At 37.2% G+C, this 16,181-nt stretch carries 11 protein-coding genes, 2 tRNA genes and 1 rRNA gene; 3 read left to right on the top strand and 11 right to left on the bottom strand.

Annotated elements, in window-relative coordinates:
• Positions 1-15: 15 nt before the first annotated feature.
• Positions 16-3,900 (bottom strand): type IX secretion system sortase PorU, encoded by a 3,885-nt coding sequence (porU, locus tag CA834_RS13850; protein ID WP_317042088.1) that lies wholly within the window; start codon positions 3,898-3,900, stop codon positions 16-18.
• Positions 3,901-4,185: 285 nt separating this feature from the next.
• On the opposite strand from porU, the gene gldJ reads away from it, so the two are divergent.
• Together gldJ and CA834_RS13860 are read left to right on the top strand one after the other, a co-directional pair.
• Positions 4,186-5,868: a gliding motility lipoprotein GldJ gene (gene gldJ / locus CA834_RS13855; RefSeq protein ID WP_094969316.1), complete on the top strand. Its 1,683-nt coding sequence runs from the start codon at positions 4,186-4,188 to the stop codon at positions 5,866-5,868.
• A 65-nt stretch (positions 5,869-5,933) separates the two neighbouring features.
• Entirely contained in the window at positions 5,934-7,214 is a 1,281-nt protein-coding gene (locus tag CA834_RS13860) for a UDP-N-acetylmuramoyl-tripeptide--D-alanyl-D-alanine ligase (RefSeq protein WP_094969317.1), read from the top strand.
• 54 nt (positions 7,215-7,268) lie between these two features.
• On the opposite strand, the gene CA834_RS13865 is transcribed toward CA834_RS13860, so the two are convergent.
• The 9 genes from CA834_RS13865 to CA834_RS13905 form a co-directional block, all read right to left on the bottom strand.
• Positions 7,269-7,343, bottom strand: a tRNA-Val gene (locus tag CA834_RS13865).
• A 210-nt stretch (positions 7,344-7,553) separates the two neighbouring features.
• Positions 7,554-7,628: transfer RNA gene (locus CA834_RS13870), tRNA-Val, on the bottom strand.
• 59 nt (positions 7,629-7,687) lie between these two features.
• Positions 7,688-8,905 (bottom strand): bifunctional folylpolyglutamate synthase/dihydrofolate synthase, encoded by a 1,218-nt coding sequence (locus CA834_RS13875; RefSeq protein WP_094969318.1) that lies wholly within the window; start codon positions 8,903-8,905, stop codon positions 7,688-7,690.
• A 3-nt stretch (positions 8,906-8,908) separates the two neighbouring features.
• Positions 8,909-9,757 (bottom strand): energy transducer TonB, encoded by an 849-nt coding sequence (locus tag CA834_RS13880; protein ID WP_094969319.1) that lies wholly within the window; start codon positions 9,755-9,757, stop codon positions 8,909-8,911.
• Between the two features lie 40 nt (positions 9,758-9,797).
• Positions 9,798-10,190 (bottom strand): ExbD/TolR family protein, encoded by a 393-nt coding sequence (locus CA834_RS13885; protein ID WP_094969320.1) that lies wholly within the window; start codon positions 10,188-10,190, stop codon positions 9,798-9,800.
• The gene (locus CA834_RS13890) at positions 10,190-10,885 is read right to left on the bottom strand and encodes a MotA/TolQ/ExbB proton channel family protein (RefSeq protein WP_094969321.1); all 696 of its coding nucleotides are present in this window, start codon (positions 10,883-10,885) and stop codon (positions 10,190-10,192) included. Before CA834_RS13890 ends, CA834_RS13885 begins: the two co-directional genes overlap by 1 nt.
• A 64-nt stretch (positions 10,886-10,949) precedes the next feature.
• Positions 10,950-12,341, bottom strand: a complete 1,392-nt coding sequence (gene nhaD / locus CA834_RS13895) for a sodium:proton antiporter NhaD (RefSeq protein WP_094969322.1) — start codon at positions 12,339-12,341, stop codon at positions 10,950-10,952.
• Between the two features lie 13 nt (positions 12,342-12,354).
• Positions 12,355-13,581, bottom strand: coding sequence for a Glu/Leu/Phe/Val dehydrogenase dimerization domain-containing protein (locus CA834_RS13900; protein ID WP_094969331.1), 1,227 nt, complete (start codon positions 13,579-13,581; stop codon positions 12,355-12,357).
• Between the two features lie 75 nt (positions 13,582-13,656).
• Positions 13,657-14,724, bottom strand: a complete 1,068-nt coding sequence (locus CA834_RS13905) for an anhydro-N-acetylmuramic acid kinase (RefSeq protein ID WP_094969323.1) — start codon at positions 14,722-14,724, stop codon at positions 13,657-13,659.
• Positions 14,725-14,815: 91 nt separating this feature from the next.
• On the opposite strand from CA834_RS13905, the gene CA834_RS13910 reads away from it, so the two are divergent.
• On the top strand, positions 14,816-15,958 hold the full coding sequence (locus CA834_RS13910; RefSeq protein ID WP_094969324.1) for an acyl-CoA dehydrogenase: 1,143 nt from the start codon (positions 14,816-14,818) through the stop codon (positions 15,956-15,958).
• Positions 15,959-16,103: 145 nt separating this feature from the next.
• Here the strand turns inward: CA834_RS13910 and rrf are convergent.
• Positions 16,104-16,181: ribosomal RNA gene (gene rrf / locus CA834_RS14830) — 5S ribosomal RNA — on the bottom strand; the annotation flags it as partial.

A 16,181-nucleotide genomic window follows, 5' to 3' on the forward strand; every position in this document is an offset into this window, starting at 1 on the left:
AAATATAATTGATTATTATAGTATTACAAGTTTTTGTATTTTTTCAACTTGTTTATTTAAACGGTTAGATTTCACTTTTAGTTTATAGACATACACACCTTTTCCAATTTTGTCACCAAAATCATCTCTACCGTCCCATACAATGTCCTTTGATAGTGAACTGACAGTTTTACCACCTCCTGTTGTTTGTCCATTTAAAGTTCTTACTAGCTTTCCTGAAATTGTGAAAATCTGAACTGAAATATCCAACGGCTCTGAACTATTATGATTGAACCAAAACTCAGTGTAATTGACAAATGGATTTGGGTAATTCAATACATTGTTAATTACGAGCTCTTCATCCTTATCAAAAACAGTGAACTGTATTTCAGCCGTTGACGAGTTATTGTAAACATCCCAGGCTTTTAAGGTGAGGGTATGTGGGCCAGGTTCTAAATCCCTAAACAGATAACTAACCTTTCCGTTAGTGTAATCGTCTACGTTAGCTTGGTAATAATCATTTAAAATTATAGGATTGGTTTCATCCCCATCAATAATTGCAGTGATGTCATGTCCTATACCGCTAGCTGTATTAATACCATTTTCATCTTGAAGATTTGCCAAAAACGTTGGCGATTCATTGGTAATACCGCCAGAGACAAAGTTTTCGTCATTCATAAATAAATTGATTACCGGGCCTATATTATCCTCTGGCGCATTTTCATTGATACCTCCAATAGGTATATTTAAATTAGCACCAGTCTCATCGGATAGTGGATTATTCGTCTGGGCATAAAAGCTTATCTTTCCATTACCTACGGGTATTGCAATATCTCTAGGCACAACAAAATCAAACTCGAATTGACCATTTTCAATAGTAGCTTGTCCCTTAAATAAGATTTCTCCAAGTGTAGTATAATTTAAAATTATTGTCCCCGTATTATCGGTTATGCCGTCATTAGCAAGAGTTTGACGTTGTATGGGTTTATCAAAAACCGTTGCGGTTAAAACACCGTTGTAATTAGATAATAGGTTTCCATTTTCATCAGTCACCTCACCAGCTAATTTTGTATAACTTAATGCTTTTAGCGTATCTATAGATTGGGTGATTTCTACATCATTCACTTTAGTTAGCCTAATATCTGGCTTCGGAATTGCTAATTTCATGGCTGGGTCACCAATGAGATATACCAGTCGCTTTTGGCTTATACCAGCAATATTATTATCTACCTTGGTTAATCTAAGCGCTTCTCCTATGGAAGGATAATCATTTGAACCGAAAGCAAATAGATAATCATCCAGCACTTCATTATAAGAAACTCCCACCGTTACAAAAATTTGGCGGGTCGTTGTTATTAATGCTATTGCCCCTCCTCTGGTGTTCCAGAAGGTAAATTCTCCTGCAGTTGTTCTATTAGGGTCATCAAACTTAGTATACTCGCAAGTTACGGTTACGAATAAATTGTATTTACAAATATTGTTAACTTCTTGAGCATCAAACTTATCAAAAATACGCTCCTTTGCCAGACCATCCTCACCGCCATGACCAAAATAATTGACGACCAACGCACCAACTTCAATAGCATCCTTTATGGCTTTATTCACTTCTGGATATCGATTGCCCGCCGCAGAGGATTCCTGTTCAAACGCATCAGAATGAATTTTAATGACATTCATGAAAGATTTTTCCTCTTCAAGCGTAGTTCCCAAACCATCTGTTGTTTCTTGAAGAATTCTTTCCCATTGTATATCAACATCATCCGAAATCAATATTACATTATTTCTCCAATTTCCATAGGATTCTGGCTCATAATAAGATTCAATCTTATCTACCATTTCCTTAGCACGTTGCAGATTTTCTGCCAAGATTCTCCCAACAGCAATATCGAGCCTATCGGCACTAGTCATGGTACCCTCATTGATGTCTAGCATTCCATAAAAATCGTCTGACACAAAAGAATTGGTAAGGCTAAAGCTATTTGCAGAGTACCAAGCTGGCACAATATTGGTGTTGTTTCTTATTCTATTCTTATAATCGTATGAGCCATCACCAAACAAACATAGATATTTAAGCCTTCTATCTGGTGAACTTGCATTATCATAAACATATTTGACAAAATTTCTTATTGCGGCGATATCTTGGCTACCCGTACTGAATTCATTATAGATTTGACTCAGCTCAACCACCTTAACGTTCAAGCTATACTGGTTTCTATTGATTTGGGCCAATCGTTCCGCCTGAGATAAAAATTGATTTGGTGCAAGTATTATGTAATCAACATCCTGAAATTGGCCTTGTGCATTATTGAAAATTGTGCCTTTCAAATTTTGATTGGCAACAGTTGTTCTTGAATCACTCAATGGTTGAAAAGCATCAGAAACTGAAAACGCCAAATAAACACGCTCTTCACCTGATGGTGCTTTAAACGCTAACTCACCTTCGGAGCCAGCATTGATTCGAGAGGTGACATTAAACCGATCTGTAATATCCCAAACCTCGTTAACTAAAGACGCATTGGACAAATTATACTCTACAATCCCAGGTGTTGTATTAACAAGTCCGTTTTTAAAAATGAGCTGATCACCCTCGTAGCGCAAACCTCGTGTTGCTTCTACATTAATATAATCTAAATAACCTATTGCAGAAGGATTACCGTTATTATTGTAACTTAATGTAATAGTTAGGCCGTCAGAAGATAGATTTATAGGCTGGTTATAAATAGCAGAACTCCCCAATACAGAACTCGATGTTATGGCATTTAAGGATAGGTTGGCTACTGAACTCCCATTCACATTAATTGCCATACTTGTAGAAAGTTCTGCAACCGCTCCAACAACAATTCTTAAGTTTACTGGTTCACTCGTGTCTAAATTAGGGAACTCAAACTCATAGGTGCGCTCACTTTCGATATCAAATTTATCTCCAAACCAACGCCTTCCTAACTTAGCGAGGTTATACTCGTCTACCTCATAAAACTGATAATCCTGGAATGTATTAACAGTAAAATCGGCAGGTGTATTTATAGTTGGCATTGGCTGTATGCGCTTTCCATTGCCTGAACTCACGTTCACATAATAATAAGTTTTATCAGAATACAAGTTGACATTAGTATCACTTTCCGTATTATAGGTATCAGGTCCTTCTCCATAGAACAATATATAATCACCATTATCGAAACGCCCGTCCTCTTCACCTACAAATTTTACAGCATTCTCAACTGGGTCTATAGGATAATTGGCAGAATTCGCATAAGGCAACATTCTGCCACCGTTGCCATATATCTTTATACTTCTTGGGTCTACGGCATTGGTATTAATACCTAAGTTATTAAGAAAACTCTTGCTTAAACGGAATAAACCGGTTCTTTCTATATAAAATCGATACCACTGTCCTGAGCTTAAAACTGAATTAACTACAGCGCTTTGATTTGAGTTAAACACGGCATTTCTGCCAAGCGCTGCGTTGTATTCCAAAGTAAAGGAAGTTATTTTTTTAAAAACGCCTTTATCATTTACAATTGGACTTAACTCCATATAATACGATTGTTTCCCTCTTGCATTAGTATTGTAAACTTTAAGTTTGGGACTATTGGGAATCAAGTTTGGATTCAAATTTTTTAAATCAGCACTTGAAATAGTCTCATAAGTCACATTGGAGAGTCGCGCAGAGTTTTCGTCGATATTACCACCAATAGCTTCCCACTGATTAAAATAAACCAAGCCATTAATATGGTCGTAGTTAAAATGCTTTGCTTCAAATGCCGGCACTTCAATTTTTCCGAATTCGTTTTCAAGTTTCTTGTGGCCCGTCCATTTTATTTCAAATTGTTTTTGTTGGGCATAACCCGACATAAAAATGAACATTATAAGGAGCACCAAGCAATTTCTCATCACATCATCAATTTTTATTTTAGCGCACATCTAAGTTTAACGACGCACAAAAACATGAAATCCCAATAAATTAACGTCGATAAATAATGGTTATTATGAGCTAGCAATTTTAAATTCAAAAGTACAACAATAATTTAATTTTGGATTCGTTTAATAAGGGTGAATTACACCGATAAAAACGGCAAAAATCCGTTGTTGTGTTCAAAAAAAAGGATGAAATGCACATTTTTTTGCATTTTGACCCAAAAAAAAGTTGTTAGTTTACCTTTAATTGTTATATTGCGACTCTAAAATTTAACGAGCTTACTTAAACTTATGGATATGAAAAATGTCTCAAACCTCAAATTACTATGTATACTGATGCTCTGTTCGGCATTTGTTGGCTGTAAAAGATCATCTGGTTCTGGTAACGTTGATAGCGCTACTGGATGGAAAATCAATGATAAGCAAGGTGGTTTTCAATACAACACCAATTTTAAAGAACAGGAAACCCCACCTGGAACGGCTTTCATTGAAGGCGGAACCTTTACAATGGGTAAAGTACAAGACGACCCTATGCACGATTGGAATAACACTCCAACTCAGCAGCACATCCAATCGTTTTATATGGATGAAACCGAGGTGACCAACTTAAATTATCTATTTTACTTAGATTATTTAAAAAGCGTGTATCCTCCAGACGACCCCAACTATGCTTTAATATATAAGGGCGCTTTACCAGATACCCTGGTTTGGAGAAATAGATTAGGTTATAACGAAATGATGACCGAAAATTATTTGCGCCATCCCGGTTACGCCAATTACCCTGTAGTAGGTGTGAGTTGGATTCAAGCTGTGGAATACGCCAATTGGAGAACGGATCGTGTAGCTGAATTAGCCTTACAAGAAGCAGGATACCTTAAACGTGACGCACAATATACTGATGTCAACGCAGAAAGTACCTTTAGTACTGATACCTACATTAATGCACCTTCCCAAACCTATGGTGGAAATGACGAGGTACTTCAAGGCGGAAAACGCAAGCCTCAAACTGATGCTGATGGTAACCCTATAAATGTATACGCTAAAAGAGAGTCAGGAATTATCCCCGTAAAATTTAGATTACCAACGGAAGCAGAATGGGAATATGCGGCACTTGGTTTAAGCGAACTTAGAGAATACAATGTCTATAGAGGACGTAAAAAATATCCATGGGATGGACAATATACAAGGTCAGGAAAACGTGTAAACCGCGGTGACCAGCTCGCTAATTTCAAGCAAGGCAAAGGTGATTATGGTGGTATTGCAGGATGGTCCGACGATGGTGCCGATATAACTGCTGAAGTAAAATCTTATGAGCCTAACGATTACGGGTTATATGATATGGCCGGTAATGTTGCCGAATGGGTTGCCGATGTCTACAGACCCATTGTAGATGATGAATTTAATGACTTCAATTATTATAGAGGGAATGTGTATACTAAAAATGCATTGAATGATGATGGTACCGTTAAAATTGTAAGTACATCAGAAATTGTTTATGATACCTTAAGTAATGGTAGAATTATTGCTCGTGATCTTCCTGGAGAAATTGCAAAAATTCCAATTGATGACGAAGAAACCTATCTAAGATCCAACTTTGATAAAAGTGATAACAGAAACTTTAGGGATGGAGACAAAAGGTCTTCAAGATATTACAGAGAGAGTTTTGATGAAGGTGTTGCTAGTAACGAGAACTCAACACGTAAAATGTACAACTCTCCGAAACATATGGTTCAAGTAGATTCTGTAGATGGAAAACTCGTAAGACAGTACGATGAGTCTAATAACAGAACATCCTTAATCAATGATGAGGTAAGAGTTTACAAAGGTGGTTCTTGGAGAGACAGGGCCTATTGGATTGACCCCGCTCAACGACGCTACTTCCCGCAAGATATGGCGACAGACTATATCGGATTTAGATGTGCTGTTTCTAGGGTAGGCTCAAAATCACAAAGCCGCAGTAAAAAACGTAATTAATTATATTGAAAATTTATTAAAAAAAGTCCTGATGAAATCATCAGGACTTTTTTATTTTAGGGCTCATGAAAATAAAGGCGCTTTATAACAAGTTTAAGTTGTGTTCTGGCATTTCAACTGACACGAGAAAAATATCTCCTAACAGCATGTTTTTTGCTTTAAAAGGAGATAATTTTGATGGCAACACTTTCGTTACCAAAGCCTTCGAAAATGGCGCAAAATACTGCGTAGTAGATGACGAAAAAGCAGTTCTTAATGCACAATGTCTCTTAGTTAGTGACACGCTTAAGGCACTTCAGGAAATGGCTGCGTTACACCGAAACAGTATTGGAATTCCAATTATAGCTCTAACTGGAAGTAACGGTAAAACAACAACCAAAGAGTTAATTCAAGGGGTTCTATCGACAACCTACAAGGTGAAATCTACCATAGGAAACCTAAATAACCATATAGGCGTACCACTTACTCTATTAAACTTTGATAAAACCCTTGATTTTGGAATAGTTGAAATGGGAGCCAACCATCAAAAAGAAATAGAGTTCCTTAGCAACATTGCGCAACCTGATTTTGGTTTAATTACCAATTTTGGCAAAGCCCATCTAGAAGGTTTTGGCGGAACAGAAGGCGTTATAAAAGGCAAATCTGAGTTATACGACTATATAAAATCGAACAACAAAACCATCTTTATTAATACAGATGATAAGGAACAGGTAAAACAAGTAAAGGGCTATACCAAGGTTCTAACCTTTGGGTCAAACCCGAATAACGATTTCAATATTGAATTTATTAGCGCTAATCCCTATGTAAAAGTTAAATTCAACAATACGGTTATTACAAGTCAACTAATCGGTGACTATAATTTTGGGAATATTGCCATCGCTATTGCAATCGGACAATTCTTTAAAATATCTGAGGCCAATATTAAAAGGGCTATTGAATCTTATCAACCGACCAACAATAGATCTCAAGTTCTCAAAATAGGCAGCAATAGAATTATTCTCGATGCTTACAATGCCAATCCAACTAGTATGTTGGCCGCATTAAAGAATTTTAAACAGTTAGAATCTGAGCATAAATATCTATTCTTGGGCGATATGTTTGAACTGGGTGAATTTGCTTTAAAAGAGCACCAAGCTATTGTAAATTTCGTACAAGAGAATTTTCAGGAAAATATTTTTATCATAGGAGAGCATTTTTATCAAACCCTTAGTCCTAATTCCATTAAAAAATTCAGAAGATTTGAAGATTTATGCGATTATCTTAAGCATCATAAAATCATAAACGCTTCTGTTTTCATCAAGGGCTCTCGCGGTATGGCTTTAGAACGATTATTGCAGATCATCTGAAATTAATCCCCAAATTAAAAATCCAATGCGCTTGCATTGGATTTATTCTTAATGTGGGTCATACTGGATTCGAACCAGTGACTTCTACCCTGTCAAGGTAACACTCTAAACCAACTGAGTTAATGACCCATTAAATTTCAAAAATAAGACTTTTAGTCTAAAATAAATCTTCTAAAAGCGATTAAATATCACTTAACGAAACCGCTACTGCAACTACAATCCCATGTACCTTGGTACATTATGGAATATTTTAGTTTTATGACATTACTTCAGCTTCTATTAGTAGTTTAAAACTAAAAAATTCCGACTTGAAAAATCAAACCGGAATTGTAATTGATGTGGGCGCGAAGGGATTCGAACCCCTGACCCCTTGGGTGTAAACCAAGTGCTCTGAACCAACTGAGCTACGCGCCCGATAATCGGATTGCAAATATAGACTAGTTTTTAAAATCTCAAAAGGTTTTTTAAAAAAATTAAATTATTTCAGCCACCACAAATGTGCTACCGCCCAAGTAAATCAAATCCTCCTTTTTGGCGTTTTGCTTTGCTTCAGATAATGCTTGCTCGACACTTTCAAAAACGGAACCTTGAAAGCCATTTTTTTCAAAAATATCACGCAGTAGTTTAGCATCTAAACCACGTTCTACATTTGGCTTACAAAAATAGTAGATAGCCTTTCTGGGCATAATTTTAAGAATATCCTTTAGGTCCTTGTCACTAACTACTCCGAAAACAATGTGTAATTCACTGAAAGTTTCATCCTTTAACTGTGTTGTGGTATAGCTCAAACCTTCTGTATTATGAGCTGTATCGCAAATGATTTTTGGGTTCATCCCAAGGATTTGCCAACGGCCTTTAAAATTAGTATTAGTCATTACCTTTAAAAGACCATTTTTTAAATGAGAATCCGACACCTTATACCCCAAGGACTTCAAAACTTCAATAGATTGTATAACAGTTTTAATATTATGTTTTTGGTACATCCCTTTTAAATCGGAGTCGTATGTAACATCAACTAATTGATCGGCAAAATAAATTTGTGACGACCTTGCTTCTGAAGTTTTTCGAAAAACAGACGCTGTTTCCAAATGGGTTTCACCAATCACTACCGGAATATTATTTTTTATGATACCTGCTTTCTCAGATGCAATTTTTTCCCTGGTGTCACCAAGGTATTGTGTGTGGTCAAAACCGATATTAGTGATGACGGACAAAATAGGAGTAATTATGTTTGTGGAATCAAGCCGGCCACCCATACCAACTTCTATTATCGCAATGTCTACATGCTTCCTGGAAAAATAATCAAAAGCCATTCCAACAGTCATTTCAAAAAACGACAAGTTATGGGATTCTATAAACGACTTATTGCGTTTTATAAAACCTATTACAAACTGCTTACTTACCTCTTTGCCATTTATTCGAATGCGTTCCCTAAAGTCTTTGAGGTGTGGAGAGGTATATAGCCCTACCTTATAACCTGCCTCTTGTAGGATGGACGCAAGCATATGACTTGTTGAGCCCTTGCCGTTTGTGCCTGCGACATGGATAGATTTAAAATTTTTATGAGGATGATGAAGGTGCTTGGAAAGTTCAACTGTATTACTTAGGTCTTTTCTAAAAGCAGATTTGCCCTTATTTTGATACATGGGTAATTGCAAGAACATCCAACTTACCGTATCCTTGTAATTCATGTATTACTGACTTACATCAAAATTTATACTCACAAAACCAATTTGCGTCGTAGGTGCATCAGGATCAGCTGGCCATTTATGGGAAAGTGCAATTTTCTTTGCTGGTTCTAGAAGACATGGGTGTGTATTCGTAGTACCGCGAATACCTGGTTGAGCCTTTATCACTTCACCATTCCTATTAACCTCTATCCTAACAACGACCAATCCGTATTCGTTGCAGTCTTGCTTAAATATTTTACGCGATGGCCTACCTCGACCTCCTAAACCATAGCCTACGCCGCCCTTACCTGGTCCTGAGCCTCCGAAATAACTCGGCGCATAAGGATCACCATCTAACTGACCTTTATTACCTCCTTTGTTATCCGGTCCTTCACCTCCATCGGTCTCACCTTTTGAATTTTTTACGCCACCTATTAGATTATCAAGCTGCCTGCGTTTTTCTTCTTCTTCTCGTTGTTTCTTTTCTTCAGCTTCACGACGCTCCAGCTCTATTCGTTCTGCCTCCACCTTGGCTTTTGCTTCAGCCGCTTTTTGCTTTTTTATGGCGATAGTTTCGGCATTTTCTTCTGTTAATACCTCTTCCGACTTAGTTTCTGCCTTCTGTGGTTCTGATTGAGTATCCAAGGGTTTTACCTCTTCAACCTCTTTTTCAACAGGGGATTTTCTCGGTTCACTTAGTGGTTTATTGCCTTGACCGAAATCAGAAGTTCCAAAATTAACGGCCACACCATACTCTTCAGGAGGGTCCATGTATTGAGGACCCACCACAAATAATAACAGCAATACTATTACTGATATCAAAAATGTAATTCTCGCGGAATTACGCTCGTGTTTGGTCTCAAAGTATTTCAATCTTGAAGTTTTTAAAATTCAGTTTCAAAAAGCTAGAATTTTATTTAGGTTTAACAGCTAAAATAACTTTAAACTTATTTCTATTGGCTATATCCATAACCTTCACCACATTCTCTACGGGCACAGACCTCTCTGCACGTAGCACTATTGTTGGCTTTTCCTGGGTTGATAATATGGAAACCAATTCACTTTCCAAGACGCTCTCCCCGACCCGTTTTTGATCGATGTAATAGGTCAAGTCCTTTTTGATACTAACAGCTGTAGATTTTTTATTTTCTGTTTTACCGCTTGCCTTCGGCAGAATAATATCTATCGCATTAGTAGTGACAAGTGTAGAGGCTATCATAAAAAATATCAATAGCAAAAACACAATATCCGTCATTGACGCCATATTAAACTCGGGCGTAACCTTATTTCGTCCTCTTATATTCATTAGATCGGTTCGTTTAAATGGTCTAAGAACTCTACTGAATTCGCTTCCATTTGATAAACCACTTTATTCGTCTTTACCACAATATGGTTGTAAGCCACATAGGCAATTATCCCAACTATTAAGCCCCCTACTGTTGTTGTCATAGCAGTATATAGCCCACTAGCTAATACATCCATTTGAATAGTTCCGCCAGCGTTGGCTAATTCAAATATGGATAAAATCATTCCTACCACGGTTCCCAAAAACCCAATCATTGGAGCGACACCAGATATAGTCGCTAAAACACTGACATTCTTTTCTAGATCATATATTTCAAGCCTGCCTGCATTCTCAATTGCCGTATTTATATCTTCTAAAGGTTTTCCTATTCTAGTAATTCCCTTAGCAATCAATCTAGACACGGGCGAATTTTGTTGGGCACATAACACTTGTGCAGATTCTACCTTGCCATTACTGACATGGTCTTTTATTTGGTTCATAAAATTTGAATCTACTTTTGACGCTGCCTTGATAGCAAAAATGCGTTCAAAATAAATGTATGTTGCAACAATCAATAATAGGAATAGAATAAGAATAATTACCATCCCAGAGGTTCCGCCACTGGTAATCAGTTCAATTATTGATAGGGTCTTCTCCACTGATTCGCTATCCGTAACAATCTCAGAGTTATCCTGAATATTACTTAGTAATATCATATAAAAAGTATTAGATTTTAATATTTGCTGTAAGTTATAACGCTAAGTTTCAAGCTAAAGTATATTAAAATAAGGTTCTTGTTACCATAAAAGCTAAAGCACCGGCCGCAAAACCAACAAGGGCCAACCAAGAAATCTTTCTTAGATACCAGAAAAAGTCAATTTTTTCCATACCCATGGCAACTACACCGGCCGCTGAGCCAATGATAAGCATACTTCCTCCGGTTCCTGCAGAATACGCAATGAAATGCCATAATTCATTGTCCAAAGGTTCTGAAAACATCCCCAAACTTGCTGCAACTAAAGGTACATTATCAATAACTGCCGATCCCACACCTAACAGTAGAACCACCAAATCCGAAACGCCTTCACCATGTAGCTCAGTACCCAACATAGGCATAGTCGTCTGCAGCGATTCTGCAAAACCGAAAAGTACACCTAAGGACTCTAGTGCCGCTACAGCCATCAATATCCCAAGAAAGAACAAAATACTTGGCATTTCAATTCTTGATAAAGAACGGTGCACAGGACTATGGTGATCTTGTGTATATGCTTCTCCTACTTCAACCTGTGACATTGAAAATTTAGAATTGGTATAAATCTCAGCAAAAATTGCTACTACTCCCAAAGATAACATCATACCAACATATGGAGGAAGATGAGTTATTACTTTAAAAAACGGGACAAAAACTATAGCACCCAGCCCAAGAAATAACATTGTTGAGCTATATCTATTCTTAGGTTTATCATCATCGCCGATTAATTCTAAGTCTCCTTTAAAGGGCTTCATTAATGACGCTATAAATGTAGGCACTACCATACACAACAACGATGGAACAAAAAGGTATACAAATAATTTTCCTGTGGAAACCTTATCACCTATCCACAGCATTGTAGTGGTTACATCGCCTATTGGAGACCAAGCACCGCCTGCGTTTGCAGCAATTATTATTAGACCTGCATACCAAATTCTTATATCCCTATCCTTAACAATTTTTTGGAGAATGGAAATTAAGACTATGGTTGCCGTAAGGTTATCTATTATTGCAGAAAGAATAAATGCTAGAATTGAAAACATCCATAAGAGCTTCTTTCTACTATTGAAGTTAACTGCTGACTTAATTGTAGAAAAACCATCGAAATAATCAATTATCTCAACTATAGTCATGGCTCCTAATAAAAACACTAATATTTCTGATGTTTTACCTAAATGATGCAATAAGGTCTCCTCCATTAAATGCATCTTTTCTTCATGTCCCAATAGTCCGAAATTCTCCATTAGATTATGATTGGCGGTATCAAACCATTGTGAAAAATCATCAATACCAAGAGCGATTAAAGCCCAACTTATAGCCATCATTACCAAAGCCGGAATTAGCTTATCTATCTTAATATTGTGTTCTAACGTAATGGCTAAATAACCAAAAACAAAAACGAGAATTATAACGGTTTCCATATTAGTGGTAAATTTAAATTAGTTGTCTTAGTGCTATTTCAAAGGCAGTCTCACTTATCCCTACCTTATTGGGATTATTTTTTTTAACTTCTTTCAACGCTTTTCTAATAACTCTAGAGGTATCTTTGAATATAGCGTCATCCGTCATTTGAACGCGACGCTCCATAAAGTAAGCAAAAACTCTTGCCATACCGCAATTTGAAATGAAATCTGGTATCAGACTTACTTTTTTATCCGTATGCTCCATTATGGGCCCAAAAAATATTTCTTTATCGGCAAAAGGAACATTAGCACCGCAAGTAATAACTTCAAGACCTGTTTCTATCATTTGGTCAATTTGCGATTGAGTAATCAGTCGGGAGGCCGCACATGGTGCAAAAATCTCCGTTTTTAGTGACCATATTAATCTGTTTATTTCATCGAAGGGAATTAAGTTTTCAGCCACTAAAGTGTTACCATTCTTATTTAAATAGAGCTCTGTTATCTCTTGCAAAGTAAAACCCTCTGTGCAGATTAAACCACCTGCTATATCTATTATCCCAACCACCTTAGCTCCCATTTGAGCAAAATAAAAAGCAGCTGAAGAACCCACATTTCCAAACCCCTGAACAATAACGCGCTTTCCCTTGATGGAATCACCATTAATGTCATAAAAGTGTTTTGCAGCAACGGCAACACCATATCCCGTAATCATATCCGCAACAGTATACTTTCTCGCCACCTCGGGCGAATATTTAGGGTTTTCTATAACTTTTATAACCCCTTGGCGCAGTTGTCCAATTCTGTTGATTTTATCTGCTTGAGTTGGTTTAAAGTGGCCTTCAAAAACACCTTCTTGTGGATGCCAAACGCCACTTTCCTCTGTAATGGGAATAACCTCATGGATTTCATCTACATTTAGGTCACCACCTGTTCCATAATAACTCTTTAATAACGGGGAAACTGCTGCATACCACCGCTCCAATACCCCTTTTTTTCTTGGATCATGTGGGTCAAAGTTTATTCCAGATTTAGCGCCGCCAATCGCGGGTCCCGAAACCGTGAACTTAACCTCCATAGTCTTGGCTAAAGATAATACCTCATTCATATCAAGGCCTTTTCTCATACGCGTACCACCCCCCGCTGCACCACCTCTAAGCGAATTTATAACAACCCAACCCTCTGCTGTAGTTAGTGGATCGTTCCAGTGAAAGACTATTTCTGGTGGTTTGGTTTCGTACTTGTGGAGTAACTCCTTGATCAATCCGTGGTAGTTTAGTTAATGTTAGCAAATATAAAAAACTCTCATGCCTATAAAGTGAATAAAAGATTAATTTTAATCTCCAGGAGATAAAATCTTTCCAGAAGAGTGGTCCCTTTTTGCGCCAGTTACACTTTTTAAACAATTGACCTCATGCCGTTTTCTCAACACGCCTAAAAGACCAAATATTAAAGCTTCCTTATACTCAATAATTTCAGGCTCTGGAATAACAATATTTGCATCCGAAAGATTTTTGATTCTATGCATTAGAAAATCATTATAAGCTCCACCACCAGTCACCAAAACGTTCACCTCGTTATTTGAGATAGCTTTTGAAATCTGAATGGCCACATGCTCTACAAACGTTCTTAAAATGATATTTACATCCAACCCAAAGGAGTTAACCAATGGAAATATATTCGTCTTTACCCACTCCAAGGCTAGCGATTTAGGTGGTTCTGTCTTGTAATACGACAAAGCGTTTAATTGGTTCAAAAGTTCTAAATTAATAGACCCTTTCGAGGCGATAAGGCCTTTATTATCGAATGGTTTATTCAATTTTGAAACATAATGATTTAAAACAATATTTACAGGGCAAATATCAAAAGCCAAGCGTTCGTCAACGTTTTCAAAAGATATATTAGCAAAGCCTCCCAGGTTAAGGCAATACGCATAATCCTGAAATAATAATCTATCCCCTGTAGGTACCAAAGGAGCGCCTTGACCACCCAGTTCCACATCGTTAACCCGAAAGTCGCAAACTACTTCCCTTTGACAGGTATCCGCCAATATCTGCATATTACCAATTTGATACGTAATACCTTTATCAGGTTCGTGCAGTGCGGTATGACCGTGAGATGCAATAAAATCAACGTTCTCAATATTATTCTTACTTATAAAATCATTAACCAAGTCACCTAGGTATTTTGAATACTGTACATCAATTTGTTTCAATTCATCCTTTGTTTTATCAACCAGACCAAGTAAATTGCTTGTCCATCTTTTAGAGTAAGGACTGGTTTCATAGGCTATGATTTCAAATTGCCATTGGTCCAATTTTTTAAATGTCGCATACAAGATGTCAACACCATCAAGAGATGTTCCAGACATAAGGGCAATAACATTGTATTCGGATTTTATCATATTAGTAAAAATAATATTCCATATTGAAAATACCACAATAAAGAATTATCTTTGCACGGAAAATTTAACGAATCAATAATTATTGAACTATATGGACTTTAGCCTAACAGAAGAGCACTTAATGATAAGAGATGCTGCTCGCGATTTTGCAAAAACTGAATTATTGCCTGGTGTTATTGAGAGAGATGAAAAACAATCTTTCCCAAATGAACTCGTCAGAAAAATGGGAGATTTAGGATTTATGGGAATTATGGTAGATCCGAAATATGGCGGAAGCGGCATGGATACTATTTCGTATGTTTTAATCATGGAAGAGCTTTCTAAGATAGATGCATCTGCTTCAGTAATTGTCTCAGTCAACAACTCTCTAGTTTGCTACGGTATAGAAAAATACGGTTCAGAAGAACAAAAGCAAAAATATCTAACCAAACTAGCTACTGGAGAATTTGTCGGTGCATTTTGTCTAAGTGAACCAGAAGCTGGAAGTGATGCGACATCACAAAAAACTACGGCTATTGAGCATGATGACCATTACGTTATTAATGGTACTAAAAACTGGATTACCAATGGTGGAAGGGCTGACGTGTATTTGGTAATTGCCCAAACCGATAGAGAAAAAGGACATAGAGGTATCAATTGCTTTATTGTTGAAAAAGGAACAGAAGGTTTTGACATTGGACCAAAGGAGGACAAATTAGGCATCCGTGGAAGTGATACACATACCCTTCAATTTAATGACGTTAAGGTGCCTAAGGAAAACAGAATAGGTGAAGACGGTTTCGGTTTTAAATTTGCTATGAAGACTCTATCAGGTGGACGCATCGGTATAGCCTCGCAAGCTTTAGGAATTGCATCAGGCGCCTATGAATTAGCTCTAGAATACTCGAAAGTAAGAAAGGCCTTTGGCACGGAAATATGCAACCATCAAGCTATTGCATTTAAATTAGCTGATATGTATACGGAAATTGAGGCAGCTCGTCATTTGGTAATGAAAGCTGCTTGGGAAAAAGACCAAGGTCTAAACCATGATATGTCAAGTGCTATGGCAAAACTGTACGCGTCAAAAGTTGCCATGGAACAAACAGTTGAAGCCGTTCAAATTCATGGTGGAAATGGATTTGTAAAGGAATATCATGTAGAACGCCTAATGCGTGATGCCAAGATTACACAAATTTACGAAGGCACATCGGAGATTCAAAAAATTGTAATTTCCAGAGGCGTGATTAAAGGGTAAAACAAGTTTATTAGCATCTATTATAACAAAAAGAGCCGGTGTATACTGGCTTTTTTTATTGATAGATGGTATATCAATACTACTAAAACTGTTCAGGTTAAAACAAAAAAGGGCCCCTGCTTTATCAGCAAGGGCCCTTATCAAAGAAAGGCGGCGACCTACTCTCCCACGAGTGCAGTACCATCGGCGCTAACGGGCTTAACTACTCTGTTCGGAATGGTAA

The sequence above is a fragment of the Winogradskyella aurantia genome (assembly GCF_002266855.1).
Lineage (GTDB): Bacteria > Bacteroidota > Bacteroidia > Flavobacteriales > Flavobacteriaceae > Winogradskyella > Winogradskyella aurantia.

Excerpts from the sequence above, each read along its gene's own strand:
- gldJ (WP_094969316.1), top strand. The coding sequence starts at position 4,186 with ATGGATATGAAAAATGTCTCAAACCTCAAATTACTATGTATACTGATG.
- CA834_RS13875 (WP_094969318.1), bottom strand. The coding sequence starts at position 8,905 with ATGAATTACAAGGATACGGTAAGTTGGATGTTCTTGCAATTACCCATG.
- CA834_RS13890 (WP_094969321.1), bottom strand. The coding sequence starts at position 10,885 with ATGATATTACTAAGTAATATTCAGGATAACTCTGAGATTGTTACGGAT.
- nhaD (WP_094969322.1), bottom strand. The coding sequence starts at position 12,341 with ATGGAAACCGTTATAATTCTCGTTTTTGTTTTTGGTTATTTAGCCATT.
- CA834_RS13910 (WP_094969324.1), top strand. The coding sequence starts at position 14,816 with ATGGACTTTAGCCTAACAGAAGAGCACTTAATGATAAGAGATGCTGCT.
- CA834_RS13860 (WP_094969317.1), top strand. The coding sequence starts at position 5,934 with ATGAAAATAAAGGCGCTTTATAACAAGTTTAAGTTGTGTTCTGGCATT.
- CA834_RS13885 (WP_094969320.1), bottom strand. The coding sequence starts at position 10,190 with ATGAATATAAGAGGACGAAATAAGGTTACGCCCGAGTTTAATATGGCG.
- CA834_RS13905 (WP_094969323.1), bottom strand. The coding sequence starts at position 14,724 with ATGATAAAATCCGAATACAATGTTATTGCCCTTATGTCTGGAACATCT.
- porU (WP_317042088.1), bottom strand. The coding sequence starts at position 3,900 with ATGTGCGCTAAAATAAAAATTGATGATGTGATGAGAAATTGCTTGGTG.